The following is a 26,481-nucleotide window of genomic DNA, read 5'->3' as shown; positions in this document are numbered from 1 at the left end:
CAGGCGAAGCGACAGGACGTCGCTGCCTGAGCCTGCCTACAGCGCCCAGTCCCTCGAGGCCACAAGCCTGCAAGGAAGCTATTCAGGATGAAAGTGCTCCTGTGCCATAACTTATTCGAGGAAGTCTTGTTCAGCTCGTCGCAAAACTGCACGAAGCAACTCAAGGAAGTTTCACATGATGTGATTGAAATCATCAGCTTCCCTGTGGTGCTGAAGTACTGCCTCCTCGGGAATCGTCTTGTGCTTGTCGGGGCTTACCAAGGCGCCTCCGCTTTTCTATTGTCCAGCTACGGGCGGCAGGGGCTCGAGGTCGCTTCGAAAAAAGCAATGAAGGCAAAGAGCGCCTTCACTGTTTTTTCTCCAGCGCTTGTCGCCCCTAAGCAGCCGCCCTCCGCTTTTCTAATCACATTTTTTCCGGCGCTGATACTCCCACAAGTGTCAATGCGTTCTTCAATGTGATTTGGACCGCATTTACTAGGGCAAGGCGCGCTTTCGTTTCATCCAACTGTTCTTCGTTCAATACTTTTTCAGCATTGTAATAGCTGTGGAAGACAGACGCTAAATCAAAAATATAATTGGTGATGCGGTGTGGAATTCTCTTTTCTGCGGCTTCCGCGATGACTTGCGGGAATTCACCAAGCTTTTTCAGGAGATCTGTCGCTTTTTCGCTGGACAGAGCAGAGAAATCGGTGCCGGCATCAACAGCTATCCCTTTTTCATCTGCAGAACGTAAGATACTGCAAATTCGCGCATGGGCGTACTGCGCATAATACACAGGGTTGTCATTTGACTCAGCGACTGCTAAATCAAGGTCGAAGTCCATATGCGTGTCTGCGCTTCTCATGGCGAAGAAATAACGAACTGCATCTAGTCCGACCATTTCAATCAGTTCAGTCATCGTCACAGCTTTCCCCGAACGCTTGCTCATCTTCACTCTTTCCCCATCTTTATATAGGTTGACGAGCTGGATGATCTCCACTTCGAGACGATCAGGGTTAAAGCCCAGTGCTTCTATAGCTGCTTTCATTCTTGGGATATATCCATGGTGGTCGGCTCCCCAAATATTGATCAGCTTGTCGAACCCGCGGTTGATTTTATCCAGGTGATAAGCAATATCCGGCGTAATATACGTGTAAGAGCCGTCATTTTTAATCAATACCCGGTCTTTGTCGTCACCAAAATCAGTTGACCGGAACCAGGTCGCTCCGTCCTCTTCGAAAATGTGGCCTTTTTCGCGAAGCAGTTCGAGAGCCTCATCAATTTTTCCGTTTTTATATAATGATGTCTCGGAATACCATACATCAAAAGAGACTCTGAATTGTTCCAGCACATTCTTTAATTTCTCAAGCTCAAAATCCAATCCATATTGGCGGAAAAAGGCAACGCGGTCTTCTTCGCTTTCATGAACAAACTTATCGCCGTACTCCTCTGCAAGCTTTTTCCCGATTCCCACGATATCTTCTCCGTGATACCCGTCTTCAGGCATGGTTTTGTCCATACCAAGCGCTTGGAAGTAACGAGCTTCAACAGAATAAGCCAGGTTATTTATTTGATTTCCTGCATCATTAATATAGTATTCCCTTGAAACGTCATAACCTGCTTTATCAAGAATATTGCACAGCGCGTCGCCGACTGCCGCTCCTCGCGCATGGCCAAGGTGAAGGTCCCCTGTTGGGTTTGCAGAAACAAACTCCACTTGGATTTTTTCGCCTTTTCCAGCTCCCGAACGGCCGTATTCGTCCCCTGCCTCAAGGATAGTGGGCACAAGCTTCGTCAAATAGCTGTTATCCATATAAAAGTTAATAAAGCCAGGTCCAGCAATATCAATTTTTTCGATGGATGCCTCAGAGGTGTCTACGTGCGCTTTGATATCCTCAGCAATCATCCGGGGTGCCTTTTTCGCCACGCGGGCAAGCTGCATAGCCATATTTGTGGAGTAGTCACCGTGCGCCTTGTCTTTTGGCGTTTCCAATACAACTGCCGGGATTTGATCTTCTGTGGCCAATCCTGCTTTTAATATGGCGTTTTTAATTTCGTGCTTCAGTTTCTCTTGCTTCTGTTCCACTACGTTCATAGATTCCCTGTTTCCTCCTTGTACTGTATTTCCATATCGTACTTTCCTGCATGTGTACCTTGCATGTATAAGTCATAACCCAGATTGATTGTTCCTTCACATTTATCAGCATGTTCTTGAAGAGCAAGCTTTTTCGTGTCCGTGGACAGTAGCAGGCTGCCGTATTCACTCGCATGGGTTCCGTCCTTTTGTTCATTCAGACGGAATTTCATACGCATATTGATAATTCCTTTTCTGAAAATCGTAGCTTCCTCATCATCAACCTTTACAAGCGTATGGACTGTCCCTTCCTCTTGGACTTCATCATATTTTAGAAAAACCGCATTTTTTTTGCGGTAATAACAACCAAACAAAATCATTTCAAATGTATCTTCTTCTCCATCCAGACGGATTTTTGTTGTGAGATGAATTTTGACCGGAGTTTGAACATCCGCTGTCAATGCTGCCACACCCTTTATATGTAATGTAACCTATTTATTATAGAAAAATTTCGTTTGAAAGTCCATGTATCGGCTGTAATTGAGCAAAATCCTGTTGTTTATAACAGAGCATATCGATAATCAGGAATATATTTTGTCAGGACATTTATTTAAAAGTTGAAAGGAAATAATATCTTCCCCATGAATAAATTCTTATCTTTTCTCTCATACTGGTGAGTGAGATTGCTAGAATTTAGGAGGTGAGGATTTGGAAGCAGTCACAGGATCAAAGAAGAGATGGCGGGCACTGCGGATATTTTCCGTTTTGTCAATTTTGGCTGTTGCAGCCGTCACTATATTATTAATATCGTTTTGGCTGTGGATCAAAATCCTTGGTCCGCCTCCACTAGCCATTCCTCAATCTACATTATATTACGCATCAGACGGCTCTGTCATTGGCGAAAGCAACAGCGGGGAAAAAAGATATTGGATTTCGCTGGATGAAGTGCCTGCTGACGTTACAAATGCAATCATTGCGATAGAGGACCGCACCTTTTATAGCCATCACGGTTTTGATTTGAAACGAATCGGCGGTGCCCTGGCTGCAAATATTAAAGCAATGGGTAAAGTCCAGGGAGCCAGCACAATCACACAGCAATACGCCCGAAACCTTTTTTTGACACTTGATAAAACTTGGTCCAGGAAATTGCTCGAGGCATTTTATACCATTCGTCTTGAGGTCAATTACGATAAAAATGATATACTCGAAGGCTATATTAACACCATATCCTTTGGGCACGGAGCTTACGGAATCGAGGCTGCCAGCCAATTTTATTACGGAAAAAGCGCGAAGGATCTATCGCTTGCCGAAGCTTCGATGCTTGCCGGCATTCCTAAGGGACCAGGAATTTACTCTCCCATTATTTCTGTAGAAAAGGCAAAGGCTAGGCAAAAACTTGTGTTGGGTGCAATGGAAACGACCGAAGTGATTTCAGCTCAGGAAGCAAAAGCCGCTTCACAAGAACGACTGGTCATAATCGGCAAACATCCCCATCATCAGGCGGAAATAGCACCTTATTTCTATGATACCGTAAAACGAGAGTTGAAGGAAAAGGCAGGACTGGATGATAGAAGCATTGCCCTGGGGGGGTTGAAAGTCTACACCGCTCTTGATGTAAAACAACAGGAAGTGGCGGAAAAGGCCATTAGTGAAACGATATCAGAAACATCCGATATCCAAGCGGGTTTTGCAGCGATGGATCCCCAAACGGGATATGTCACTGCTCTGGTCGGCGGAAGAGATTATAACGAAAGCTCTTTTAACAGGGCGACCCAGGCTGTAAGGCAGCCAGGTTCAACAATAAAACCTCTTCTCTATTATGCCGCATTGGAACATGGCTTTACTCCATCAACCCTTTTGCGGAGTGAACCGACGACCTTCAAGTTTAGCAATGGACAGGATGAATATATTCCTCATAACTACAACAACCAGTACGCAAATGGCGAAGTAACGATGGCTCAGGCGCTGGCATTATCGGACAATGTTTACGCTGTAAAAACCCATCTGTTTCTCGGACAGGATATCCTGGTCGACACGATCCAAAAGCTTGGAGTCACTACAAAGATGAAAAAGGTCCCTTCCCTTGCCTTGGGGACTTCAGGAGTTAAACCAGTTGAGTTGCTTAACGCTTATAGCATCATTGCAAATGGTGGGAAAAAGATTGAACCTGTTTTCATTGTGCGGGTGGAGGATTTTCATGGAAAATTGATTTATGAAACTCCAAGCCCCAAAGAGCAGGTTTTGAAACCAGAGCTTGCCTTTGTTCTGAGTCATATGATGACGGGGATGTTTGACAAAAAGTTAAATGGATACGCCACAGTCACTGGAGCTTCCGTGATAAATCAGATGAGCCGGGAATACGCGGGCAAGTCCGGGTCCACCAACTCCGACAGCTGGATGGCGGGCTTTACACCAAAATTGGCATCTGTTGTATGGACGGGATATGACAAAGGAAAGGAAATTACCTTAACGGAAGATAAGTTATATGCAAAAAATATTTGGATCCGCTTCATGGAGCGGGCCCTTGATGGACAGGATGAAAAAGAGCATGCCTTTTCGCCTCCAGCGAAAGTGATGGCAGTTCCAATTGATCCTGTCAATGGTAAAAAAGCGACCAATTCTTGCCCTGTTTTTAGGCTCACCTACTTTGTGAAAGGAACAGAACCCGCAGAATTTTGCACCGAACATTTACATGAGCTTGATAAGGAGCCTATCAAGGTTAAAAAAGAAAAGAAAAAGCGGTGGTGGGAGCGCATATTTTAAGTGCGGCTATCACGCTTGTACAATTTTTTAAAACCTCACAAAGCGAAGCCCCCTCATCAGCGAGGGGGCTTTGTTTAGCTTGCCTTTCCAGTAAATTGACTCTGGTATAAATCGGCATAGAAACCGTTCAATTCCATCAATTCTTCATGGGAGCCTTTTTCAATAATATCCCCATCTTTCATGACCAAAATGACATCAGCATCCCTGATGGTGGAGAGCCTGTGCGCTATCACGAAGCTTGTGCGGCCCGCCATCAGTTTGTTCATGGCCCGCTGGATATTCATTTCCGTCCTCGTATCGACACTGCTTGTCGCTTCATCCAGGATCAATATTTTGGGATCAGACAGAATTGCTCTCGCAATTGTAATCAACTGGCGCTGCCCCTGGGATATGTTTGAAGCATCCTCTCCCAAAACAGTCTCGTAACCATCGGGAAGCGTCCGGATAAAGTCATCGGCATAGGCATTTTGGGCTGCGTGAATGATTTCTTCTTTGCTTGCCCCTTCACGCCCATATGCAATATTGTCCTTGATTGTGCCGTTGAACAGCCACGTATCCTGAAGCACCATTGCAAACATAGATCTTGCTTGTTCACGTGATAGGTCGCTTATATCGACTCCGTCAATTAAAATTCGTCCGCCGTCTAATTCATAGAACCTCATCAGTAGATTGATAATCGTCGTTTTTCCTGCTCCTGTAGGTCCCACGATGGCAATCGTCTGGCCGGGCTTAACGTCCAAGGTTAAATCTTTAATAATAGGTTTGTCTTTTTCATAACCGAAGCGAACATGGTCAAACGTAATTTCCCCTTTTAATTGATCCAGATTGACGTCAGCAGGTTCTTCTTTCCGTTCCTCTTTTTCATCTAAAAGATGAAAAATTCTTTCTGCCGAGGCAAGTGCCGTCTGAATCATATTGGCGATGCCTGCTGCTTGAGTCATTGGGTGTGTCAACTGTTGGGAATACTGGATAAATGCCTGTACGTCACCGATCCGGATGTTTCCGTTTAGTACAAGAAGCCCGCCGCCGATGCTGACAATGACATAACCAAGATTTCCAACAAAGTTCATAAGCGGCATCATGATCCCGCTTATAAATTGCGCCCGCCACCCGGATTGATACAGGCGTTCATTGATTTCATCAAACTCCTTGATAGCTGCTTTTTCATGCCCGAACGCTTTGACAACCTGATGCCCGGAAAACATTTCCTCAATATGTCCGTTCACATTCCCAAGTTCCTTTTGCTGATTGACAAAATGCTTCTGGGAAAAAGATGCCACAAAGCGAATGACCAAAGCACTTAATGGGAAAGTGATCAATACAACAAGCGTCAATATCGGACTAATCACGATCATCATGATGATTGTTCCGATAATGGCAATCAGCGATGTGATGATTTGTGACAGCGCCTGCTGGATGGAGTTGTTAATATTATCGATATCATTGATTGCACGACTTAAAATATCTCCATGCGGATGCCGGTCATAATAGCTTAAGGGCATCCTCCCAAGTTTTTCATATACTTCTTTTCTCAATTCGGCCGTTGTTTTCTGGGAAACCCCTGCCATCAAATATTGCTGCAAATAGGTGAATGCAGCCGAAATGACGTAAAGGACTAGAAGTGTAAGCAGCAATTTCTGTAAAAAAGCAAAATTGATGCCAATTCCTTTTGTCATACTTGAAAAAATGGAGGATGTCGCATCTCCCAGCAGCTTCGGCGTAACAACATTGAACAAAGTGGAAAAAACGGCTGCAAGAGCAACAAACAGAAGCTGATATTTACGGGGCTTCAAATAACCTGACAATCTTTTAAGCGTCTTTTTGAATTCTTTTGGTTTTTCCCCAGGAGCTATCCCGTGTCCATGCCCGGGCCCTCCTCCCGGTCTCGGCCGAAAACTGGACCTTCCATGACTTTGCCTGCTCATGCGCCTTCCCCCTCTGCCCGCTGCGAAGATACAATTTCCTGATATATCCGGTTTTCTGCCAGCAGTTCTTGATGCGTGCCGATACCCGCCACTTCCCCTTCTTCAAGGACAATAATTTGATCGGCATCAGTGACGGTACTCACACGCTGGGCAACTAAAATAATGGCTGCATCCTTGGTCTCTTTTGACAGCTCCGCTCTTAATCTTGCATCTGTTTTAAAATCCAGAGCCGAGAAACTGTCATCAAAAAGGTAGATTTCCGGCTTTCTGATCAATGCCCGGGCAATGGACAGCCGCTGTTTCTGGCCACCTGACAGGTTCGCACCTGCCTGCTCGATCATTAATTTGATTCCCTCTTCCTTATTTCTTACAAATTCCGCCGCCTGCGAGATATCCAATGCTTTCCACATGTCTTCCTCACTGGCTTCTTCATTCCCATATCGCAAGTTTTCCGCAACCGTTCCGCTGAATAAAGAAGCCTTCTGCGGTACATAACCAATTTTCGCCCTCAAGGTTTCCTGCGGCAACTCTCTTACATCGACACCGTCTACCAAAACGGCACCTTTTTCCACATCATAAAATCTTGGAATCAATTTAATTAATGTTGATTTCCCGGATCCTGTACTTCCAATGATCGCAGTGGTCTCTCCTTTTTTTGCCTTAAAAGAAATATCCTTAATAACAGGTTTTTCCGCACCGGCGTATCTGAACGTGACGTCCCTGAATTCCACTGTTCCTTGCCCATTTTGCACATTCTTTGGACGCTCGGTATCTGTTATATCGTTCTCCATTTTTAACACTTCATTAATCCTGTCCATGGAAGCTTTCGCACGCGGAATCATGATGAATCCAAACGACAGCATGATGAGCGACATTAAAATCATCATGGAATATTGCAAGAATGCCATTAGATTACCAACTTGCATGATCCCTTGATCTATGCGGACAGCTCCAAACCAAACAATTGCAACGCTTGTAAAATTCATGACAATCATCATGACGGGAAAAAGTACGGCCATCATTTTATTCACCTTAATTCCGGTATCACGGAAATCAAGGTTCGCGGCATCAAAACGCTTTTTCTCATGGTTTTCATTATTGAAGGCTCGGATCACCCGCACTCCAGTCAAGTTTTCGCGGACAATCAAATTTAACTTGTCAGTCTTCTTCTGTAACGAAACAAAGAGAGGAATCGCTTTTCGTGAAATAATGAAAATCAAAATGGCCAAAAGCGGCAAGGCTCCTAAAAAAACTACCGACAAACCAGGTTCCCTTGTTACAGCCATGATAATGCCACCAATTAGCATCAATGGCGCCCTAGTCATCATCCGCAGGATCATATTCAAGACATCCTGCACCTGTTTTACATCATTTGTCGACCTTGTAATCAAAGAAGCTGTACCAATTTTGTCAAAAGCCTGCAATGAAAAATTCTCTACATTGACAAACAGACTTCGTCTTATATCTCTGCCGAAACCGAGTGCGGTTTTTGATGCGAAGAAGGAGACCCCAGTCATAAGAACAATCGCAGCCAATGCAAAAACTAGCATTAAACCGCCGGTTTTCAATATGTAATTTATATCGCCGTTGACAATTCCGATATCGACCACATTGGCCATCAGTGTTGGGAGAAGAAGTTCAAGCATAATCCCCCCGAGAGTCAAAACTACAACAGCCATTATATTTAAATAATACGGTTTAATATGTTTTATCATTTAACGGTCACTTCCCGTATTTGTTTTGTACTTAAATGATAACTTTTCCCAAGTTGAAAAACTACTTATTTCATTTTTATTTTCTCCTTTAAAAAGCAAAAAACTTGAGGTGTGCGGCCTCAAGTTTTTTGCTGATTGGCGAAAGTGCCTATCGACTAGCAGACTTCGCGACTAATGTGCTCCTGCGGCGCAGCATATTCAAGGGAGTTTATGCTCACCTCGTCGCAAAGCTGCACGATGTTTACTCAGGAAGTATCACACGAAGTCATTCAAGGAGCGGCTTGCCTACGATAAGTCAACGTCGGCTCCGACGGACAGGACGTCCTAGTGCCACCGAAGCCACAGGATGTGGCGGTCTGAGGCGGCCTTCGTCGCCGTGTTTCCTTTATCTCGTCGGAAGCACTCCAGTCTGTACGTCGCTATACGAGCGCTTTCGCTTTTCTTTGTCCCAGTTTGCAGTGCAAACTATATTAAGTTTACTTACTTTCCCAGCAATCGGCAAGATGGCAATGTTCCTTTTTGACAACTGTCATAGATTGTTCAAAATTTCGCCGAAGCTCGACATTTTTTTCTGAAAATTCACTTCTCAAATTCTTCTTTGAACTCTGTACTAGAGCGCTCCCACATGCCTTCGTCATGGCTTTTCAGGAAGTCCGCTAGGACTTTCCGAGAATCAGCGTCCATGTTATCGACGACCACTTTCCCTTTCATCGCCTTATCCATATGGTTTACATGTTCAGGCATTGATTTGTACCCTCGGCGGGCTGGCCGGTTAATGTACAATTCACACGCTGTAACACCTGCATAATAAGCTCCGCCTTCCTTGATATCTACAGCGACCCAAATGACCCAATATTTTTTTGCACCTTCTTCAGGGAATTCGCTCCGGTCTTTTACATATTTAACGCCCCGCTCCGTTTTACTCCGGGCATGCATCGCCTGTTCCTCGATCCACGCCTCCCCCTCCTCGACATCAAGCATAACGGGTGTAATGTTCTCCAAACTCAATGAACCGACGCCGTATCCCTTATGCCCCATAGTCGGGTCGTCTTTAATAATATTAAATTCCAATTTTCTCTTGTTTTGTTCCATATCAGATTACCTCCCTTTTTTCCCTAACCCAAAAACATGACAAATACACTTTGTATGCTGTTTACAAAAAACGGGATGACAGTATTCAATATTGGTCTGATTGTATAATTCGATAATGGTGTGATTACCAGTATCAGAAATATAAGCGAACCATACTGCTCATATTGTGTCATCTTCGCCCTGAGCGAAGGAGATACCAAGTCTTCTATAATTCTGTAACCGTCTAAAGGTGGAACAGGCAGTAGGTTAAAAACGAAAAGCAGTACATTCATCCACACGAATAAATTGAAAAATTGGGTGACGAAAATTGGAAGTTGTCCTGCAATCCCCGTTACCATCAATAGGAACAGTATCGCCGTACCCAAAACCGCCAGAGCAAAATTGCTGATTGGCCCCATCAAAGAAACAATAATCCCCGCCAACCTTGGATTTTTAAAATGATAACGATTCACAGGGACTGGCCGCGCCCATCCGAAACCCGCAATAAAAATCAACAGCGTCCCAATCGGATCCAAATGCTGAATCGGATTCAAGGTAAGCCTTCCTTGATCTTTTGCGGTTGGATCTCCAAACTTATACGCCGTAAAGGCATGAGCGAATTCATGCACTGTAAATGCAATTAATAATACCGCCGCTACAAGCGGAATTTGTTCTATAGGAAACGCGAGAAACCTCTCCACATATCCAACCCCTTCTCAATCTAGCCCTAAGGCGCCGCCGCATCAAGCAACTTCCCTTGGGAATGCCTTATGCTAGTCCTTGACTTGCACCTTGCGCTTTTCTTTTTATTCTAGTCTATTGGTTCATTATACAAAATTATTGCTTTTGACTCATTTCACACAACCCGTCCTTGCCCCTCTTTTAAAAAAAGAATACAATTTTTATGTACGACATGAACGAAGGGAGAAATTATATATGCCAATTGTAACAGTAAAAATGTTTGAAGGACGTACGGATGACCAGAAGAAAGCGCTTGTAGAAAAAGTGACGGATGCTGTTGTTGAAACAACAGGCGCATCCAAAGAAGCTGTCACCATTGTAATTGAAGAAATGACGAAAAACCATTATGCCGTTGCCGGAAAAAGGGCCTGCGACGAATAAGAAAAGCGAAAGCACCTTGGTCAGCTCAGGCAAACAAGACGATTCCCGAGGAGGCAGTTCTTCAGCTACCACAGGGAATCAGCTGATTTCAATCACATCATGTGAAACTTCCTTGAGTTGCTTCGTGCAGCTTTGCGACGAGTTGAACAAGACTTCCTCGAATAAGCTATGGCACAGGAGCACTTTCATCCTGAATTAGCTTCCTTGCAGGCTTGTGACCTCGAGGGGCTAGGCGCTGCAGGCAGGCTCAGTCAGCGACGTCCTGTCGCTTCGCCTGCACTAGCACATCCCGTGCGTCGCTGGACAATGAGAAAGCGAAAGCGGCACATCCTGAACGGTCAAAACTGGCCAGTAATGACAAATCCTTAAAAGACAGCCTGTCCGCGGTTTAATGCGAATAAGCTGTCTTTTTTAATGTTTCAATGTATTCATAGGCTTCATCAATTTCTTCTATAGAATAATTTTGCTTTCTTTTTAAGTCTGCCACTTTTTCTACCACTTCTTCTTTGGGCAGGTCTTCAAAATAAAGAATAGTAGATACAAGCTCAAGAAAGCGGGAGCTCTGTCCATTCATATCGTTCAGGCATTCTTTTAATTGGGGGATATCCATTGGTTCCGATTCAAAGAACTCATGCCCGGAAGAAGTGATGGCATATCGATATTGGCTGTACCCGCCCTTATCCTCCTTGACTTCTTCTATGAAACCAAAATTGCATAATTCCTCAACCCTTAATGTCAGCTCTTCAGAATATGGACCATAAAAATGAAATTCGAACTTTTCCTGGAAGGGAAACTTCATTTTTTTTGCAATAAAAACCATCTTTTGCAGCTTTTTTCTTCCTGTGATTTCGCCTGCCAGGGCAAAGACGCTCATTAATTTTTGATGATCATGCAGCATAACTCTTGCTCAACCCCCGCTATCTATTTTTCCAATGGATTATTTAAAACTTCCTCAAAATGGAAAGAATCGTTTGTTTCAATTCTAGATTGCCCGATTCATCCAACAAAAGATCTTCAGGATAATATAGTTTATGATCCGTTCTTCTTTTTCCAGAAATGGCCTGAACAATTGTGGATTCCCTGGAAAGCTCGGAAAGCTCTCCATTCGGCATCAATAAGTGGATTGGAAGCCTCTCCTCTTCCTCTCCTGGTCGATAAAAATCATACGGTAAATCAGATGAAGAATCAACAGCCAGATAATACTCCGGATCAATCCCAGCTTTTCGAAATAAGTCCTCCAGCTCTCTTAATGCCCTATATTGCTCAGCTGGATCAAATTCCACATACTTAAACAGGTGACGGTCCATAAATCGCCGGCACAAATCACGCAAAATCTGATCTTCTTCCTCTTCCCACATGTGGAAATAGTATAAAATCACCGGTTCATCCAGCTTCAAATAATCATCGAGGGTTACGTTGCCTTCGAATAGTGATTGGAAATGGTGAGGCTCTTTTTTAAATGGGTAGCCGGCATGAAATAACGCTTTTACACGTTGCAGTATTTTAGTCAAAATTACTTCGGCGCTTCGGGTGACTGGATGAAAATACACTTGCCAGTACATTTGATAACGGCTCATGATATAGTCTTCCACCGCATGCATTCCGCTCGATTTAAATACCACATGGTCTTCTTTCGGCCTCATGACGCGCATAATTCGCTGCATATCGAAGTGGCCATAGCTGACACCGGTAAAATAGGCGTCCCTTTGTAAATAATCCATTCTGTCCGCATCAATTTGGCTTGAGATCAGACTGACAACCAATTTGTCATGATAAGTCTTGCTAATCACTTCAGCCACTCTTTGTGGAAAATCGGGGCTGACTGCTCGCAGAACCCGATTCACTTCAGTATCTTCAAGGATAATTTTTTTCGTGAATTGTTCATGATCAAGATCAAATACTTTTTCAAAGGAATGGGAAAACGGACCATGTCCCAGGTCATGCAAAAGTGCAGCGCAAAGAGAGAGTATCCTTTCGCTTCCGTTCCAATCAGGCTGCCCTTCAAACACTTCGTCGATGATCTGTCTGACAATCTCATATACCCCAAGCGAATGGCTGAATCGGCTGTGCTCAGCCCCATGAAATGTCAAATATGTAGTCCCTAGCTGTTTGATTCGACGAAGCCGCTGAAATTCCTTCGTACCAATGAGATCCCAGATGAGCTTGTCTCTGACGTGGACATAACCATGGACAGGGTCTTTAAATACTTTTTCCTCACTTAACTTGATGCTGGAATCATTCATCAGCTTCCCTCTTCCTATCTATCATGTTTCTATTATACCGGCTTTCCCGCGCGAAAGAAAGGAAAGGTCCGGCCGTTTTTACCGCTTGTTTCACCCTTGTTTTCATTAAAAACTAGTAATTTTTTGCCATATTGGTATAAAAAATGATTGGTTTGTACATCCTTTGACTAAAGACATTTAAAAAAGGAGTTGATTCATAATGAAAACACGTCAGGATGCCTGGACGGAAGAAAATGATCTATTACTGGCAGAAACAGTTCTACGTCATGTCCGAGAAGGCAGCACACAATTAAACGCATTTGAAGAGGTGGGAGACAGACTGAATCGGACCTCTGCAGCCTGTGGATTCAGATGGAACGCAGTCGTTCGCCAGCAGTACGAAAAGGCGCTGGATTTAGCCAAGAAACAACGGAAGCAGAGACAACGCCTGCTTGGGAAAGAGCAAAGCGGAAAGAAAAAGTTGCTTTATCAGCCGCCGGTACCTTCGTTGCAAGAAATACAGACCCCGGTTTTGGATGAGAGCAACGAGGATACCAAGCTGACATTTAATCAAGAAACATCCATGGATAACAATCTAGAAAATTTCATGGCCGAACTAGCTTCGGAACCTGGTACACTATTACCTGCTTTCACAGAAAATCAGAGTTCCCGTGAACTAAATTTAGGTCAAGTCATCGCTTTTCTGCAGCAGCTTCACCATTCGGAATTTCACGCTGACATATTAAGGAGCGAGAATGAGAGATTGAGAAAAGAAGTAAATGACTTGTCAGAGGAAAATAAACGGTTAAAAACAAAAGTCGAAGAACTCGAAGATTCGTCCGTAACCATGCAGGAAGACTACGAAACGCTTATGAAAATCTTGAACCGTGCAAGAAAACTTGTGCTGTTTGACGAAGAGGAGCGCCCAGCGTCCACATTCAAAATGGACCGGAATGGGAACTTGGAGAAAATGGCTGAATAATGGTGGTATGTACAGATTGAACGTAACCCTATACGCCGTGTTGACGACGCTTCGGGAAGGAATTGGCGCGATGCGTTATTCTAAAGATCAGCTTAGCAGAATATCCTGAAGAGAAACGCAAACATTTGTCATAGAGTCGAAAGCGCTTAAGCGCTTCATAATATACTAAGGCCTGGCATTTCATCAGAATGCCAGGCCTTTATTCATGTTAAAAGAAAGAATAAAATAAGATAGAGTTTTCTATTCGAACTGGGATTAATTATGTCTAGCTACGACGGACAGGAGGTCCTAGTGCCACCGACGCACAGGAGGTGCTAGTGCAAGCGAAGCGACAGGATGTCACGCCCTGAGCCTGCCGAAGCCATAGGAAGTGGCGTCCTGAGGCGGCCAGGCGCCATCGGCTCGAGGTTACAAGCCACGCGGAAGCTTATCAAGGATAATTATGCTCCTCCGGCATAGCGTATTCGAGGATGCGCATGTTTCCCCTCGTCACACAGCTGCATGAAGCTAATTCGATGATATTTCTCACGGCGTGATTAAAATCGACTGCTTTGCTGTGGTGGCTGGAATGCTCCCTCATCAAAATTTGTCTTGTGCTTGTCGCCGATAGGCTGCGCGCCCTACGCTTTTCGTTATGCAAAAACCCTTTTATTCCTTTCAACCATTCGTTCATAATGTGCCGGATATAGATCAAGTTCTTTTCCCTGCAGCTGGCTTGTATATATTTCGCTGCTCACACTTTTCAACACTTTTAAAAAGCGGAGCATAACATCCTGGATCGTTAATTCCACACCCAGCAGTTCGGAAAGAGAAGCCATCACCTCAGGGCGGACTTCTGGGAAGATAACCCTCTGGGACTCGGAAAATCTTGCACGCTCGTAAAATTTCCGGACCAACTCCGCACGCTTCTCTCCACTTCCATTTACACAGAGATACACTTGAACAGCCACGCCTTTGCGTATACGGCGCTGGGATATTCCCGCAAACTTTCTCCCGTCAATGCTCAGGTCATAGCTTCCAGGACAGTAAGACCCGACAATTTCACGCGCTTCTATTTCACAGTCGAGATCTTTAAACATAAGCCGGACAAGCTCCCACATCGTATCATAGCCCCGATTGATGTCGATCCCCTTTTCCGTATCGGGAAAAATCAAGGATATATTGAGCACTCCTTCATCGAGCAGCACCGCAAGACCGCCCGAGTTCCGGACAATCCAGTCCACATTATTTTCTTCTAAAAGTTCGAGCCCCTCCTGAAGCGCAGGCAGTTTAGTATCCTGGATGCCCAAAACCGCTGTCCGCAAATGAACCCATGTTCTTGCGACGGCTGGGGAACTGCCACTTCCGACCGACTGACAGAGTGTATCATCAATCGCAAAGGATTGAAGTGCATGAAATTGCGGACTAGGATTTGACTGATCAATGATCCGCCATTTTTCCTGATGTAATAGTGATTTATTTTCGTCCATTGGCTGATCCTCTTTTTCTAAATTATTTCACGTTTAAAGATTGCATCGCTGTAATAAGCGAAAGATTATAGACATCATCTTCGCTGCATCCCCGGGAAAGATCGTTTACCGGTGAATTCAACCCTTGCAGGATTGGACCAACAGCTTTAAAATTGCCTAAACGCTGAGCAATTTTATAGCCGATATTCCCCGCTTCCAGGCTCGGAAAGATAAAAACATTCGCGTCTCCCTGTATATCCGAATCTGGCGCTTTCTTTTGGGCCACCGCTGGGACAAAAGCGGCGTCGAACTGAAATTCGCCATCTAGAACCAGTTCAGGGTCGAATTCCCTCGCTATTTCCACAGCATCCGAAACCTTTTTTGTTTCATCAGACACAGCAGATCCTTTCGTGGAAAAACTCAGCATGGCCACCCTCGGCTCGATATCAAACATCCGGGCGGTCTTTGCACTTTCAATGGCTATTTCAGCTAATTCCTGGCTGTCCGGCGCAATATTAATCGCACAATCGGCAAAAACATACTTCTCTTCACCTTTTACCATCAGGAATGCACCCGATGTCTTTTTGACACCTTCTTTGGTTTTTATTATTTGTAGTGCCGGCCGGACTGTGTCGGCAGTTGAATGAGCCGCTCCACTTACAAGTCCATGCGCCTTATCAAGATATACGAGCATGGTCCCAAAATAATTGGCATCCAATAGAATATCAGCCGCATCTCCTTCAGTCACTTTTCCTTTTCTCCGCTCTACAAAAGCATCAATCATTTCGTCCATCCCGATATATTTTTCAGGATCGTATATTTCCATTTTGTCCAAGGATACCTTTAAGTCACGGGCTCGATCCTCGACAGCTTCCATGTTTCCAATTAAAACGGGTGTCAGTACGTCCTCATCTGCCAATCGTCCCGCGGCAGCAAGTATACGTGAATCAACTGCCTCCGGGAAGACAATTTTGCGGTCCCAACCTGAGATTTTGGTTTTTAGCTCAATAAACAAATTATCCATACGACCACCTCCATGTCAGCTTCAATTCATATTATTGCAATTATCTCATATTTTAGGGTCTTAGCCTAATCTTTACCTTTCGTGTCATATTTTTTAACAATTGTGTTGAAAAAGCTGTATAGGGACAAACTGTGCTATAGTATTAAAAGAATGATATTGTATAGGAGTGATTGTTGTGAGTGAACCAGCACAAACACTGGATGGTTGGTATGCACTTCATGATTTTCGGACAATAAACTGGACGGCATGGAAACTGTTGTCGACTGATGAACAGCAGGCTGCTATTCACGAATTCAAACAGTATCTTGCAAAACTTGATGATACACAGGAGCGAAAAGAAGGAAGCCATGCTCTTTACACAGTTGTCGGCCAAAAGGCTGACTTTATGCTGTTGACTCTACGTCCGACAATGGCCGAGCTCAATGAGCTGGAAAATGAATTCAACAAACTAACAATTGCTGATTACACTCTCCCGGCCTATTCGTATGTTTCAGTTGTTGAGTTAAGTAATTACCTTGCGGGTGAGTCCGATGAAGATCCGTACGAAAACCCGTATGTCCGTTCACGTCTGTACCCGATTCTTCCAAAAACAGATTATGTTTGCTTTTATCCGATGGATAAACGCCGTGAAGGCAATGATAACTGGTATATGCTTTCAATGGACGAGCGAAAGGATCTCATGTACAGCCATGGAATGATTGGGCGGCAATACGCTGGCAAAGTAAGACAGTTGATCACCGGTTCTGTCGGCTTCGATGATTACGAATGGGGCGTTACCCTTTTTGCTGACGACGTTCTCCAATTTAAAAAGCTTGTCTACGAAATGCGTTTCGACGAAGTTAGTGCCCGTTACGGCGAGTTCGGTGAATTTTTCGTAGGCCACCTATTAGAAGACAGCGGTATTGATAGATTTTTACATGTAAAATAATGTTTGATGAATCCTCCCCTATAGGGAGGATTTTTTCTTTATCGGCTTTCTCCAGGCATGGACCACTCTCCTTCTGCATAGACATGAAAAGTAGAGTGAACCTATTTTGGTCCAGTAATTAGATCTGCGAAGGAGGAAGTGCTTTGGCTAACACAAATTACCGGCAACAACCACCTGGATACTTTCCACAAGCTCAAATGCCATACGGACAGCAACCCCCTTATTATGGTATGCAGCCGCCATACACAGCTCCACCTATGATGCCGCCTGCAGGCGTAGCTGGGGCAAAAGGCGGAATAAATGTACCCGGCATGCTGCCGATTGAAGAGTCATATATTGAAAACATTTTACGGCTGAATAAAGGAAAGCTAGTTGAGGTTTTCACAACATTCGAAAATAACAAGGAATGGAACGCAAAGATATTTAAAGGGGTAATAGAAGCGGCAGGACGTGATCATCTAATTTTAAGTGATCCACAAACAGGAGATAGATATTTGATTCCAATGGTATATGTGGATTATGTTATATTCAGTGAACCGATAGATTATGAGTATCACTTTCCAGGTGCCGTTGCGAGGTATGCACCTCGTTAGAGAAATTGGTAGGCAGCCATTACCTGCGGAAAAAACTTTCGCAAAACTAATGACCATTTAGCACAGTAGTTTCACTTTTCGCACGATTGTCAGGCATATTCCACAATAAACAACACTTTACAAACCAGAGGCCGCCTGCCCCAGTGCCGAAAATCTAAAAAAAACTCATTCCAGTTCGGATGAGTTTTTTTCCATTTATAAATGTTTTGCTGCAAACACAATCAGCAGTACCCAAGCTATAAGAAAAGCGACTCCGCCAAACGGCGTGACAGCTCCCAACACTTTGATTCCGGACAATGTCAGCACATAGAGGCTGCCTGAAAACAGGATAATTCCAACAAGCATGAGCCACCCAGACCAGTTCAGCAAAGAACCGGCGGATACATTTCCAGAGATAATCCCGATGGCGATTAATCCGAGAGCATGGTACATTTGATATTTAACCCCTGTCTCCCATGTCGCCAGATATTTTGGTTCAACCTTTCCTTCCAAACCGTGAGCACCAAACGCTCCCAGTCCCACTGCAAGAAAAGCATTTATTGCTCCAATGATGATAAAAATCTTCATCTAAACACCCCTCTTATTCTTGTTGTTTTTAAATTAGTAAATGCATAAGTTGTTAATGAATTAATTATCGCATCATGCTTCGGCGCGTTACATCGCGCGAAGGAAAAGCTCGTCTTTTCCTAAGTCTGTTAGCCAATAAGCGTGGCCACCTCAAAAATGCCTCGACCTCGCGCTTGCGCTTTTGTTCTTAAAAATCAAAAATTGAATCATCGTCATTATGGACTTCTTGAAGCTTTTCAGTCGGAGAAGATGGTTCTTTTGAAGGCCAATCAATGTTTTCATTGATTTTGACCAATCCCGGCTTTTCCTTTCGCACTTCTTCCCCTGTATCTAATGTTAATTCTGCAAGCGCTTTGACTGCAAATAAATGGCCACGCATGCTTTCGTGATCCTGAGCCTCTTTAGCCTTTTTCAGTTCGGATTCCATTTTTTTGATCAATGCTTGATAGGTAATTTGCATGACATCCGCTCCAGCCTTTCTATACATCTTCTTAGTGCGTCGTAGTTATTCCGACAAGTTTGTGATAGGGTACAAACCAATCCTGTTTCACTGCTTATTATAACATTTATTTTAGGATTGGCTTTTTTTAAAATAGTCGTGGGTTTTTTCGTTGCCCATCTTCAGTAGCTGGCATACAATGGCACTAAAATAGATGGAAAGAAGTTGTGCTAATGGACGAAAATATTTTATTCGCATTTGCTCTTACACTCTTTGCAGGGCTCTCCACAGGGATTGGGAGTTTGCTGGCTTTCTTTACCAAGCGAACGAATACAAAATTTTTATCGATTGCGCTTGGATTTTCAGCCGGAGTGATGATCTATGTTTCGCTCGTTGAAATCTTTGTGAAAGCAAAAGATGCGCTCGTTTCGGAAATTGGTATGACAAATGGGTATTGGGCGACAATTTGTGGTTTCTTTGGCGGTATGCTGCTCATTGCATTAATCGACCATGCCATTCCGGCCATCGGCAATCCCCATGAAGTGAAAAGTGTAGAAGACGTCGATGCTGGCCCTTCAAGTGAAGAATTTCAAAAATTACGGAAAATGGGGATGTTTACAGCGCTTGCCATCGCCATTCATAATTTTCCAGAAGGGATTGCAACGTTTACGTCCGCCCTGCAAGATCCGGCGCTCGGTGTCGCCATTGCAATCGCTGTTGCCATTCATAATATTCCAGAAGGGATTGCGGTAGCGATTCCGATTTTCTACGCAACAGGGAATCGGAAACAAGCATTTAAATTATCATTTTTTTCCGGATTGTCCGAACCGATTGGCGCGCTTGCCGCCTTCCTCATTTTAATGCCTTTTTTGAATGGGATTGTTTTTGGCATCGTTTTTGCCGCTGTAGCAGGAATTATGGTGTTCATTTCGCTCGATGAGCTATTGCCAGCAGCTCAAAAATACGACGAGGCACATTTATCGATTTATGGCATGATGGCAGGTATGGCTGTCATGGCGGTAAGTCTCGTTCTCATTATTTAAAGAGGGAATATCCATTCCCTCTTTAAATAATGCTTGCTAGCTTAAAACATGGATTTTGTTGCGAGAGAGCCAACAAATGCAATTTAAAGATCTGGAATCTGCCATTCAATCGGCTTCTCACCCAGTTCCAGAAGACGTTCATTTGCTTTTGAAAATGGACGGCTGCCGAAAAAACCTTTATGCGCCGAAAAGGGACTTGGGTGTGGCGATTTGATAATTGTATGTTTTGTTGTATCTATTAAATGAATCTTTTCTTGGGCAGGTTTTCCCCATAAAATAAAAATGACAGGCGCTTCCCGCTCGTTGATCAAAGAGATGACTCTGTCGGTGAATATTTCCCACCCTTTTCCTCTGTGTGAATGTGCTTCACCGGCTCTTACTGTTAAAACAGTATTCAAAAGGAGCACTCCTTCTTTTGCCCATTTCACAAGGCAGCCGTTATTCGGAATGCTGCACCCCAAATCATCCTGTAATTCTTTGAAGATATTTTTTAGTGAAGGCGGCGTTTTCACACCGGGCTTGACCGAAAAGCTGAGACCATGCGCCTGTCCCGGACCGTGGTATGGATCCTGACCAAGCAGTACAACTTTGACATTTTGATATGAAGTGAATTTTAACGCATTGAAAATATCATGTAGCGGAGGGTAGACCGTTTTTTCGGCATACTCTTTTTTAAAAAACTCCTGTAATCTTAAATAATATGCTTTTTGAAACTCTTCCTCCAAAAGGGGAGCCCAATCATTCTCCAATATCTTTTTTGACACATTCATCTCTCCTTCATCCGCATTATAACACGCCTATTACTCCTGATATTTCACGAACTTGTGGCAATGAAACTTCTGGCATGTTTATTTATTAATGGACAGGATATACATACACTAGCGCATCTGACTGGTGTGCACTAACAGAATTTAAAGGAGGACTTTTTCAATGAATACAATTAAAGTATGCGAAAACGGCCTTCAAGCCAAAGATATGATTAATGAATTAACAGCACAGGGCTATGATAGGGAAAATATCTATTTGTTTGCACATGGCGAGGAGCGTTCGAAAGACTTGACCGACGCGTTGGACACTGGAGAAGTCGGGATTGGAGAGCAAGGATTAATAGACTCTGTAAAAAATATATTTAATAAAAGAGGAGACGAGCTTCGCTCCGAATTTGAGGCAGTTGGACTAAGCCATGAGGAAGCATCGAAATACGAAAAAGTGCTGGATGGCGGAGAGCTTGTTCTCGTTGCAACGAAGCACTAATAGAAAAGCGGAAGCGCCCGTTTAGCGACGTACAAACTGAAATGTGGAAGACGGCCGCTTAGGGGCGACAAGCGCTGGAGGGCAATCCAGTGAAGTCGTTCTTTGACTTCATTGGATTGACCGAAGCGACCTCGAGCCCCTGCCGTCTGAAGCTGGACACTGGAGCAATCCGCAATGAGATAAAGGAAACACGGCGACTCGGCCGCCTCAGACCGCCACATCCTGTGGCTTCGGTGGCACTAGGACGTCCTGTCCGTCGGAGCCGATGTTGACTTATCGTAGTGCACTGAATCAACTTCCTCGAATAAACATCCACGCAGAAAAAGCGAAGCTTTTTCGAGGAAAGGAGTGCGAAGTTTGCTAGTCGCTGGGCGCTGAAGCTAGCCAAAGCAAGATTATTTTAAACCCGAATATTATCTTTTGTCCTCTTTTTTTAGCGATCCCCCGCAACTCGCGGGGGAATTTCATGCTTTCTCATCGTAAAACATGGCTCTTGATTTAACAATCCATATGATAAACCCGATAGCAAGAATGAGAAGGTAAGCTTCCACAATAAAAATGTTAATTATTCCTTTCTGGTAAAGCGCTGCCGGAAAATCCATGACAGCATGGATAAGAATAGCATACAGCAGATATATATTTTTCCCTTTTCTGATGCCATACAACACGAGAATCGATAGTCCGAGATGGATGGCTAAGGCGCCGAGTCTTTCAACTCCTCCAAACAGCTGGATCACTGAAGCCGGACCAGTCAATTGGTCATAAAGGGGAGCCATTGCCGCAGCAGCCTCTCCCGTCACGAAAGAATCATATGTCCCGCCGTTAATCATAAAGGCGAGAACAATCATCGTAACGTTAGTGACTCCCACAATGAGCATGGCTTCAATTCCTCCATGTCCGAGACCAAAAGCTAGCCCATCCTTCCACTCCCTGTATTTTTTCAGCATAAACTTCATTACAATAAATCTTCCTGTCTCCTCAAATATACCTGCCATCAAGCCGCCATACAGCATGAACAGCCATACATTATCGAAATAAGCCTTGGTCGATTTATTAAAAACAAGGAAATAGCCATGCACCAGCCCTTCCAGTACCTGAGCAAAGAGTATGAAGGTCAATACGCCAAATATTAATACCTTAAGAGATATATTGAATTTCTTTTTAAAAATAATAAGCAAAGCAATCGGTGCCCCGACTGCAACGATAAGGGAGATAGCGATTGATGCGATAGTCACAGAAGAGACCAAACCAATCTCTCCTTTCTTTTAGCCAACGAGAGAATGATAGATTTTACGCGCTTCATTGAGGTCCTTCGTACCGTGGATCAGAGCGCGGCCGTCTTTAAAAAATACAGCCTTAGTACCAGCCTTCGCTACGGATATCAAAAATGGGTTTCCACCAACTTCAAGTCCCGCAGAACGCCATTGATGGAGCAGCTGTTCTAACGGCAGCCCACCACTTTCGGCAGGCCTGATTTGGACCGTATTTCGTCCGCACAAAACAGCAACTTTCATTTCCCGGTCGGTTTGAAGGAACGGATATTCCGGGTTCTCTCCACATGACAGGCAGCCGCTGTCTTTTAACGCCCCTGCTTTCAATGATAAATATTCATTTTCCCAAAGATCGAAAGATACATATGTTTTCCTGATGGCTTCCAGATTCCCAGAAAGAATTTTGAGCGCTTCCGCTCCTTGATGGGCGGTGACCATTTGAACCGCGGGCGCGATGATTCCAACTGTATCGCACGTTTGTCCTTGCATTGGCAGCTTTTTGATCAAGCACTGCAGGCAGGGCGTCACTCCTGGAATGATGGTAAAAGCCATGCCGAAGCTCCCTACACAGGCGCCGAATATGTATGGGACTTTATATTTTTGCGCCAGGTCATTCATTAAAAAGCGTGTTTCAAAATTATCCGTCCCATCAATTAAAAGGTCTACATCTTCCATTAAAGCTTCAAGTAATACGGCATCTGCCTGCGCAACGACCGCAGCTACTTCCACCTGGCTGTTAATTTCCTTCAGCCTCGCTTTTGCCGCTTCAGCTTTTGGCCATGCTTTCTCGGCATCTCTTTCAGTAAAAAGGTGTTGGCGCTGCAAATTGCTCATATCAACATAATCCCTGTCAATCAGCGTCAGCTTCTTCACTCCAGCCCTTGCCAGCAGTTCGGAGGTATGAGTGCCAAGTGCTCCCACCCCAACAACAAGCGCATGCTTCTTTCCGATTTCCTTTTGCCCTTCAGGCCCGATTGCCTTAAAGAGCATCTGCCTGGAATAACGCTCTGTTTGGAAGTCCATCTTTATCAACCTCCGCTGACTGGAGGAATCAAAGCAATTTCATCTTTCTCCTCAATGATCCACTCATCTTTGGCAAACTCTTCGTTGACCGCTATCATGATCCCGTCCAAACTGCCCAATGATGTTTCTTTTTCCAGAAAAGCGCGCAGTTCACCGACTGTTTTTCCTGCAGCAACTACCTCCATCGAGCTTTTTCCCATATCCTCTTTCAATTGGGCGAATAACATGATTTTATTCAAGTAAATCACCTTCCTCCGGTTTCCCTGTCACATATTCCTTCGTTCCCTGCTGGTTTCCGACCCACTCTTCTCCGTCTTCCCAGTGCTCTTTCTTCCAAATCGGAACCATTTCTTTCACTCTTTCGAGCGCATAACGATTTGCCTCATATGCTTCCGGGCGATGCGGCGCAGATACTGCGATTGCTATCGCTATATCTGTTATTTCCAAGCGTCCGATCCGATGAGCCATGGCAACCTCTATGACGGGCCACCGCTCCTTCATTTCCTCAACAATCTGCTCCATTTTTTTCAAAGCCATGGATTCATAGGCTTCGTAATCAAGGTAAAGCGTTTTCTTCCCGTGGGTCAATTCGCGGACTGTGCCAACAAATGTTGTGACAGCGCCAGCATCCCTTCTTACGACCTTTTGGTAAATCTCCTCGATTTTTATCGGGTCCCTCGTGATTTCACATGTCATTTTCTTCTCTCCCTCCTGCAATCTTCTTCGCTTGTATGTATTCATCCATCGTATTCATGTTCCAAACGACTTCAGTCTTTTCTTTTAACGGAAAATATTCCACATCTATCCTATCAAACAATGCTTTCACTGATCTTTTAGCAAATTCCAGCGTTTCCTTGACCGATTTGGCGATACGAGCATCATATGCCGCGAATAGCGGATGTATTCGATTTTCCTGAACGGGAACCACCGCATCCCTGTTATTTTTTAGTAAAATCGAAACGAGCTCGCAGCCCAGTTCAGCGGAAGCAAATGGCATATCGCAGGCAACAACCAGACATGGACCGTCTCCCGCTGCCTTCAATCCTGTAAAAATTCCTGCAAGCGGCCCTTCTCCTGTAAAAACAGGTTCATCTTCATGGATGACTGCATCCAGATGTTTGTATTGCGTTGGATCATTGGCAATGACGATAATTTTTTCCGAAATAGGCTGGAACTCTGCCGCAATCCGGTCGATGACCCGCGTTCCGCCTATTTTCATAAGGGCTTTGTTCCGCCCCATACGGCTTGATCTACCCCCGGCTAATATAATCGTATTCAATTCGGTTCCTCCCGAAAATCTATTTACGAACCATGCGGAATCTTGTAATCTAAACGTACTTTACAAGAATCGAGTGATTTTTATGAGGTTGAAAAACATTGCAGGCATCTTTACAATTACTTTCTTTGGATTCTGCTTACTGTTATGGATCCTTACCGGAAAATGGATTGCCGACGGCAAAAAACCGGAAGCAGATGGTACATATGATTATGCTTTTGTCCTGGGGGCAAAAGTTAACGGTGAAACCCCTTCACTTTCACTGCAATATCGCCTGGAAGCTGCACTTCTGTATGCTAAGCAGCACTCTCATGTAAAACTGATTTTATCCGGCGGACAGGGAACCGACGAATTCATATCGGAAGCGGAAGCCATGAAACACTACCTTGTTGCCCACGGCATTCCAGAAGGCAGGTTGATTTTAGAGAAAAACTCAACCTCAACTCATGAGAATATTGCTTTTTCAAAAAAGCTTCTTCCAAATTCCGTTAGCGGGATCACCATTATTACAAGTGACTACCATTTGGCAAGGGCCCAAAAAATCGCCAGCCGGCTTGGCCTGCAGACCGATGCGGTCGCAGCTAAAACACCTGCAATCGTCAGGCTAAAATTAACATCAAGAGAACGTTTGGCTCTTTTAAAAACATCTTTTTTGCAAAAGTAAGATTACTCATCATTATAGCAGAAATTCCATTCCTCTTGGGCAATGATGTCTCGTGTGTCGTAATGCTAAGGGTAAAGAAAAGTTTGATAATTACCACTTTTTTCGTGGGAAGTATATAATTATTTCATTGATATAATCTTTAATTAGTTGGAAGGGAGTTACATGTATATGAAAAAAGCATTGACACTTGCAGGATCCGACTCAAGCGGCGGAGCCGGTATTCAGGCGGATCTGAAAACGTTCCAAGAAAATGATGTGTACGGCATGACTGCACTCACTTCCATTGTTACAATGGATCCCGACAACAATTGGAGCCACGGAGTGTTCCCTATCGATGTAAATATAGTGGAAAAGCAGTTGAACACCATCCTTTCTGTCGGAATTGACGCGATGAAAACAGGAATGCTCGGATCCGTAGACATCATTGAGCTTGGCGCAAAGAAAATCGACGAGCACGGTTTAAAAAACGTCGTCATCGACCCTGTCATGGTCTGTAAAGGTGAGGATGAAGTATTGCAGCCTGAAAACACGGACGCTTTACGTGAATTGCTATTGCCCCGTGCAGCGGTTGTAACACCTAACCTATTCGAAGCCTGGCAGCTTGCCGGAACTGGCAAAATTCAAACGATCGATGACATGAAAGAAGCTGCCGCGAAAATTCATGATTTGGGTGCAAAAAACGTCATCATCAAGGGCGGAACTGGGTTAAACACGGACAAAGCAGTAGACCTTTTCTATGACGGGCAGGAATTTACCCTGCTTGAAGAAGAAAAGCTCGATACAACATATAATCATGGTGCAGGCTGTACATTTGCCGCTGCCATCACAGCTAACTTAGCAAAAGGAAAGTCTGTTAAAGATTCTGTGGCAGCAGCGAAAGAATTTGTTACAGCGGCCATCAAACACGGCTGGAAACTGAATGAATACGTGGGACCGGTCATGCACGGCGCTTATACAAAATATGTAGGGAGCCTTAAAAATTAATAAAGGGACCCGGCGGGAAGGTCAGGCTGCCGGGTTTTTGATTTGGTTTTTTGAAGACTTTTCGTGAAGTGGTCTGAGGAGGTCAACTAAGTTTGATCTTCATTATTTCTCTGT

Annotated in this window: 28 protein-coding genes; 10 read left to right on the top strand and 18 right to left on the bottom strand. The window is 44.2% G+C overall.

The window, feature by feature from the left end; genetic code table 11:
• The first annotated feature begins 87 nt into the window (after positions 1–87).
• On the top strand, positions 88–459 hold the full coding sequence (locus tag D4T97_RS00615; protein WP_126046650.1) for a hypothetical protein: 372 nt from the start codon (positions 88–90) through the stop codon (positions 457–459).
• Here D4T97_RS00615 and argS read toward each other — a convergent pair.
• Positions 404–2,074: an arginine--tRNA ligase gene (gene argS / locus D4T97_RS00610; RefSeq protein ID WP_126046648.1), complete on the bottom strand. Its 1,671-nt coding sequence runs from the start codon at positions 2,072–2,074 to the stop codon at positions 404–406. The genes D4T97_RS00615 and argS overlap by 56 nt on opposite strands.
• Positions 2,071–2,523 (bottom strand): DUF1934 domain-containing protein, encoded by a 453-nt coding sequence (locus D4T97_RS00605; protein WP_232019342.1) that lies wholly within the window; start codon positions 2,521–2,523, stop codon positions 2,071–2,073. Before D4T97_RS00605 ends, argS begins: the two co-directional genes overlap by 4 nt.
• Positions 2,524–2,761: 238 nt before the next feature.
• Here D4T97_RS00605 and D4T97_RS00600 point away from each other — a divergent pair, with 238 nt between their 5' ends.
• Complete coding sequence (locus D4T97_RS00600) at positions 2,762–4,816, top strand: transglycosylase domain-containing protein (protein ID WP_126046647.1); 2,055 nt, start codon at positions 2,762–2,764, stop codon at positions 4,814–4,816.
• A 74-nt stretch (positions 4,817–4,890) separates the two neighbouring features.
• Here D4T97_RS00600 and D4T97_RS00595 read toward each other — a convergent pair whose 3' ends face one another.
• The 4 genes from D4T97_RS00595 to D4T97_RS00580 all read right to left on the bottom strand — a co-directional run bounded on the left by D4T97_RS00595 (position 4,891) and on the right by D4T97_RS00580 (position 10,228).
• Entirely contained in the window at positions 4,891–6,741 is a 1,851-nt protein-coding gene (locus tag D4T97_RS00595; protein WP_235872115.1) for an ABC transporter ATP-binding protein, read from the bottom strand.
• A complete protein-coding gene (locus D4T97_RS00590) occupies positions 6,738–8,456 on the bottom strand; it encodes an ABC transporter ATP-binding protein (RefSeq protein WP_126046645.1) in 1,719 nt (572 codons plus the stop codon). Before D4T97_RS00590 ends, D4T97_RS00595 begins: the two co-directional genes overlap by 4 nt.
• Before the next feature lie 579 nt (positions 8,457–9,035).
• Complete coding sequence (locus D4T97_RS00585; protein WP_126046643.1) at positions 9,036–9,548, bottom strand: YwhD family protein; 513 nt, start codon at positions 9,546–9,548, stop codon at positions 9,036–9,038.
• A gap of 23 nt (positions 9,549–9,571) precedes the next feature.
• Positions 9,572–10,228, bottom strand: a complete 657-nt coding sequence (locus D4T97_RS00580; RefSeq protein ID WP_126046641.1) for a site-2 protease family protein — start codon at positions 10,226–10,228, stop codon at positions 9,572–9,574.
• 235 nt (positions 10,229–10,463) lie between these two features.
• On the opposite strand from D4T97_RS00580, the gene D4T97_RS00575 reads away from it, so the two are divergent.
• On the top strand, positions 10,464–10,649 hold the full coding sequence (locus D4T97_RS00575) for a 2-hydroxymuconate tautomerase (RefSeq protein ID WP_120119157.1): 186 nt from the start codon (positions 10,464–10,466) through the stop codon (positions 10,647–10,649).
• Positions 10,650–11,037: 388 nt separating this feature from the next.
• Here the strand turns inward: D4T97_RS00575 and D4T97_RS00570 are convergent, their stop codons facing one another.
• Together D4T97_RS00570 and D4T97_RS00565 are read right to left on the bottom strand one after the other, a co-directional pair.
• A complete protein-coding gene (locus tag D4T97_RS00570) occupies positions 11,038–11,547 on the bottom strand; it encodes a YwgA family protein (RefSeq protein ID WP_126046639.1) in 510 nt (169 codons plus the stop codon).
• 43 nt (positions 11,548–11,590) lie between these two features.
• Complete coding sequence (locus D4T97_RS00565) at positions 11,591–12,892, bottom strand: HD domain-containing protein (RefSeq protein ID WP_126046637.1); 1,302 nt, start codon at positions 12,890–12,892, stop codon at positions 11,591–11,593.
• A 199-nt stretch (positions 12,893–13,091) separates the two neighbouring features.
• On the opposite strand from D4T97_RS00565, the gene D4T97_RS00560 reads away from it, so the two are divergent.
• Positions 13,092–13,853: an RsfA family transcriptional regulator gene (locus tag D4T97_RS00560; RefSeq protein WP_126046635.1), complete on the top strand. Its 762-nt coding sequence runs from the start codon at positions 13,092–13,094 to the stop codon at positions 13,851–13,853.
• A 632-nt stretch (positions 13,854–14,485) separates the two neighbouring features.
• Here the strand turns inward: D4T97_RS00560 and D4T97_RS00555 are convergent.
• Together D4T97_RS00555 and pta are read right to left on the bottom strand one after the other, a co-directional pair.
• Complete coding sequence (locus tag D4T97_RS00555) at positions 14,486–15,322, bottom strand: lipoate--protein ligase family protein (RefSeq protein ID WP_126046633.1); 837 nt, start codon at positions 15,320–15,322, stop codon at positions 14,486–14,488.
• A gap of 22 nt (positions 15,323–15,344) precedes the next feature.
• Positions 15,345–16,325, bottom strand: coding sequence for a phosphate acetyltransferase (pta, locus tag D4T97_RS00550; RefSeq protein ID WP_126046631.1), 981 nt, complete (start codon positions 16,323–16,325; stop codon positions 15,345–15,347).
• Positions 16,326–16,500: 175 nt separating this feature from the next.
• Between pta and hemQ the strand changes: the two genes are divergently transcribed.
• Together hemQ and gerQ are read left to right on the top strand one after the other, a co-directional pair.
• Positions 16,501–17,253 (top strand): hydrogen peroxide-dependent heme synthase, encoded by a 753-nt coding sequence (gene hemQ / locus D4T97_RS00545; protein ID WP_126046629.1) that lies wholly within the window; start codon positions 16,501–16,503, stop codon positions 17,251–17,253.
• Between the two features lie 143 nt (positions 17,254–17,396).
• The gene (gene gerQ, locus D4T97_RS00540) at positions 17,397–17,846 is read left to right on the top strand and encodes a spore coat protein GerQ (RefSeq protein WP_126046628.1); all 450 of its coding nucleotides are present in this window, start codon (positions 17,397–17,399) and stop codon (positions 17,844–17,846) included.
• Positions 17,847–18,041: 195 nt separating this feature from the next.
• On the opposite strand, the gene D4T97_RS00535 is transcribed toward gerQ, so the two are convergent.
• A complete protein-coding gene (locus tag D4T97_RS00535; protein WP_126046626.1) occupies positions 18,042–18,413 on the bottom strand; it encodes a DUF423 domain-containing protein in 372 nt (123 codons plus the stop codon).
• A gap of 187 nt (positions 18,414–18,600) precedes the next feature.
• On the bottom strand, positions 18,601–18,873 hold the full coding sequence (locus D4T97_RS00530; RefSeq protein WP_126046624.1) for a DUF5327 family protein: 273 nt from the start codon (positions 18,871–18,873) through the stop codon (positions 18,601–18,603).
• 212 nt (positions 18,874–19,085) lie between these two features.
• Here D4T97_RS00530 and zupT point away from each other — a divergent pair, with 212 nt between their 5' ends.
• A complete protein-coding gene (zupT, locus tag D4T97_RS00525) occupies positions 19,086–19,895 on the top strand; it encodes a zinc transporter ZupT (RefSeq protein ID WP_126046622.1) in 810 nt (269 codons plus the stop codon).
• Positions 19,896–19,978: 83 nt separating this feature from the next.
• On the opposite strand, the gene D4T97_RS00520 is transcribed toward zupT, so the two are convergent.
• Positions 19,979–20,665 carry a uracil-DNA glycosylase gene (locus tag D4T97_RS00520; protein ID WP_126046620.1) on the bottom strand — a complete coding sequence of 229 codons (687 nt, stop codon included), beginning with the start codon at positions 20,663–20,665 and terminating at the stop codon, positions 19,979–19,981.
• A 160-nt stretch (positions 20,666–20,825) separates the two neighbouring features.
• Between D4T97_RS00520 and D4T97_RS00515 the strand changes: the two genes are divergently transcribed.
• Positions 20,826–21,149: a general stress protein gene (locus D4T97_RS00515; protein WP_126046618.1), complete on the top strand. Its 324-nt coding sequence runs from the start codon at positions 20,826–20,828 to the stop codon at positions 21,147–21,149.
• Positions 21,150–21,613: 464 nt separating this feature from the next.
• Here D4T97_RS00515 and D4T97_RS00510 read toward each other — a convergent pair whose 3' ends face one another.
• From D4T97_RS00510 to mobA, 5 genes are read right to left on the bottom strand one after another with little or no spacing between them, the layout of a single operon-like run.
• On the bottom strand, positions 21,614–22,396 hold the full coding sequence (locus D4T97_RS00510; RefSeq protein WP_126046616.1) for a YhfC family intramembrane metalloprotease: 783 nt from the start codon (positions 22,394–22,396) through the stop codon (positions 21,614–21,616).
• A gap of 18 nt (positions 22,397–22,414) precedes the next feature.
• Entirely contained in the window at positions 22,415–23,443 is a 1,029-nt protein-coding gene (locus D4T97_RS00505; protein ID WP_126046614.1) for a ThiF family adenylyltransferase, read from the bottom strand.
• 5 nt (positions 23,444–23,448) lie between these two features.
• The gene (gene moaD / locus D4T97_RS00500) at positions 23,449–23,691 is read right to left on the bottom strand and encodes a molybdopterin converting factor subunit 1 (protein WP_408021579.1); all 243 of its coding nucleotides are present in this window, start codon (positions 23,689–23,691) and stop codon (positions 23,449–23,451) included.
• Entirely contained in the window at positions 23,675–24,139 is a 465-nt protein-coding gene (locus tag D4T97_RS00495) for a molybdenum cofactor biosynthesis protein MoaE (protein ID WP_126046610.1), read from the bottom strand. The genes moaD and D4T97_RS00495 overlap by 17 nt, the downstream gene beginning before the upstream one ends.
• Positions 24,129–24,722 (bottom strand): molybdenum cofactor guanylyltransferase, encoded by a 594-nt coding sequence (mobA, locus tag D4T97_RS00490; RefSeq protein ID WP_126046608.1) that lies wholly within the window; start codon positions 24,720–24,722, stop codon positions 24,129–24,131. The genes D4T97_RS00495 and mobA overlap by 11 nt, the downstream gene beginning before the upstream one ends.
• An 82-nt stretch (positions 24,723–24,804) precedes the next feature.
• Between mobA and D4T97_RS00485 the strand changes: the two genes are divergently transcribed.
• Positions 24,805–25,383 carry a YdcF family protein gene (locus tag D4T97_RS00485; RefSeq protein ID WP_126046606.1) on the top strand — a complete coding sequence of 193 codons (579 nt, stop codon included), beginning with the start codon at positions 24,805–24,807 and terminating at the stop codon, positions 25,381–25,383.
• Between the two features lie 162 nt (positions 25,384–25,545).
• Positions 25,546–26,367, top strand: a complete 822-nt coding sequence (pdxK, locus tag D4T97_RS00480) for a pyridoxine/pyridoxal/pyridoxamine kinase (RefSeq protein WP_126046604.1) — start codon at positions 25,546–25,548, stop codon at positions 26,365–26,367.
• The last annotated feature ends 114 nt before the right edge of the window (positions 26,368–26,481 follow it).

The sequence above is a fragment of the Siminovitchia acidinfaciens genome, assembly GCF_003605385.1.
GTDB classification, from domain to species: domain Bacteria; phylum Bacillota; class Bacilli; order Bacillales; family Bacillaceae_C; genus Siminovitchia; species Siminovitchia acidinfaciens.
This window is presented reverse-complemented; position numbering and strand designations above follow the sequence as displayed.